Annotated in this window: 1 pseudogene; it reads right to left on the minus strand. The window is 41.3% G+C overall.

What is annotated here, in order from left to right:
- Positions 1-2558 (minus strand): annotated as a pseudogene (locus EDM53_RS06000) (hypothetical protein); the annotation flags it as partial.
- Positions 2559-2616: the final 58 nt, after the last annotated feature.

Consider the following 2616-nt stretch of genomic DNA (forward strand, 5'->3'; position numbering starts at 1 on the left):
TCAAGCTTTCCACTCTCTATTCTTGATATCAAATCCTGTATGTTTTTACCGTGCTCCTCATGGCTCTCTCCGATTAACTCCACATGCCCTCCATGATGCTGAACCTTGTCAGTCCAACTCTTGGCCTTGCTCCCATGCATTGCTTCCTCCATATCCTTGGCCGCACAGCTTTTTGAGTCATCGATCATGTTTTCTATGAGAGCTTGTTTAAACTCATTGCTCAGGCTTATACTCTCTGCTACCTTAGTGCTGGAGTATTCAGAGCGTTGTGCCGATTGTAGTGTCCTTTTCTCGTAGCGTTTCATATGGTTGAAAAAGTCATCTAAGTTCTTCTCCTCTGTATTACCCTTTGTTGTAGAGTTTACTGTAAGTCCATTAAACCACGTATCAAATTGATGATGAGGCATTGGTACCTCACTAGACGCATTATGTTCCGCTATAGCAGTGCTGGGTGTGGCTTGCAACTCTTTAATACGCTCTATAATCCCTACAATCTCCTGCTCGTTTTTCTCCTTGTTGGTCAGACACCATTGTATCTCTGCGTCATTACATTTGTTCACAAGCTTCGCAACAATAGCATTATTGAGTCTCAATTGTGTTTCCAGGTTCTTAAACAGTGCGTCTTGATCCTTCATGGCTTGTTGCATATTCATCGGTACCGTCTCCACAGACCCAGACATACGTTGTGATTCTCGCAATCTCTCCAATACAAGGCGATACCTCCCTAACGCTTCTTTAACAATTGTTGTTCTTGTGTCATCCATTACTAGACGTTCTTGTGCATCTCTGATCTTCTGAAGCCCTTCCTCCAATTCTTTCTCTTGTACCTCATGACCTGGGACTAATCTAACAGAACTTCCCAAAACTTCCAAACACTCTGTTACTGGATCCTTAGTCTGCTGCAACTCTGACTCGGGCGATCTTTCCACGTTCGACTCTGCTGGAGATTCGTACGGTATCACATTCCCAACTCTTTTATCTTGGGAACTGTGTCTTATACCCTGTACTGTCTCAGTCACTGTTGGCGTGGATACTGGGCCCACCTCTATCTTTGATGTGCTCAGAACCTCTCCTGCACCCCCCTGCTCCATAACCTGATGTTCATCATCTATCCCCAACACCAATGTGTACGTTTTGATGATCTCCTCATTAGTATATGATATACCAAACGTACTATTCTCTTTGTGTTGCTCTTCCAATATACTCAACATCATCCGTACAACATCATTAGGTATTCCCAATGACAGCAATTTTTTATTCCACATTTGTGCGTTTTCATCTTCTAAACCCTCATCGCCTATACCTGCCACTGCTTTTCCTAAGCTTGCTTTCCCTGGAATATCAGTAACCTTCCTATAGGCTTCCACGTCTCTCTTCCTTATTTCTTCCATCTGTTGTTTGTGACCCTCACTGTCTCCCGCCGTTACAGTATAACCATTCTTATTCGTTATATAATCTTTGATGTTACTAAAAATTATCGGACCACAGTCACATCCATTATATTGACCTTGCTGATTAAACAATTTGCTGCGTAATAGAATATTTACATCACCTGCATCACAACCTAAAAGCTCTTTACTACATTCCCTCAGTATTTTTATTAATTTTTGCGATAATTCGTCTGGACATTCATGTCCGTATGGATCGTCAAACAGTACATCCATACTCTTTAGCTCATAGTTCACATTAACCTTAATGCACTGCCAATGGGGTCCATTTAGCAACGGTATTATCAAAACCTTGGGCTTATTAGCCCATCTCTGATTCCTGTCAGCTCCTCCATTCTGCCCATTCACTTCATGTGTACCTGTTATGATCTTGATGTCATCCTTTAAGTAAATCTCTATATTATCCACGTAATGCGGATCTGACACAAATACACCTTCTTGATTTTCTCTATGTGGGCTGTACTCTTCTGCTCCTTTTATAATACTGTCACCATATCTCAACAATTCACGCCTTATCGACAATAATAATGCTGATCCATCGGTCATACTATACCAGTACTTTGCACTATTCCCATGTGTTGCTAAACTTGTATCATCACCTGACCGATTGTTGAGCTTCTTCAGGTTTTGTTTAAGTAATAACTCTTCATCATTTGCATCCGATGTGCTTGTGGTAGTTTGTTCAGGTATAACATCCCCAGATTTTACTACACTACTCTGCTCCATGACTGGAAGCTTTAAGCCAAGCCTACTAACTTTAGGGCTACCATATCCGCTTCCTGGATGATCATGCTCTAAATCCTTACCCTCAACTCCTACCACCTTGATACCATGCTCCTTTGCTTTTGAGTATAATAATGCGTCTTGGTATATAGGACTCTCCTTCATCCCTTCAGGTAGCACAATTTGATCATTTTGGTTCTCTTTGTTATTATTATGTTCAATAATTTTTGATAAAAGCACCACGTCCTTCATCCCTAAATTATCCCCAAATTGTTTACGCTCTAAACATATCACACTATCTCGCCCAAGTTCCTCACTATCTATTTTTGACATTAAGTCTTGTATGTTTTTACTGTGCTCCTCATGGTTCTCTCCGATTAATTCCACATGTCCTTGATGATGCTGGACCCTGTCCGTCCAACTCCTAGTCTTATCGACACGCATT

Source organism: Rickettsiales endosymbiont of Peranema trichophorum (assembly GCF_004210275.1).
Taxonomy (GTDB): Bacteria; Pseudomonadota; Alphaproteobacteria; order Rickettsiales; family Midichloriaceae; genus RICK02.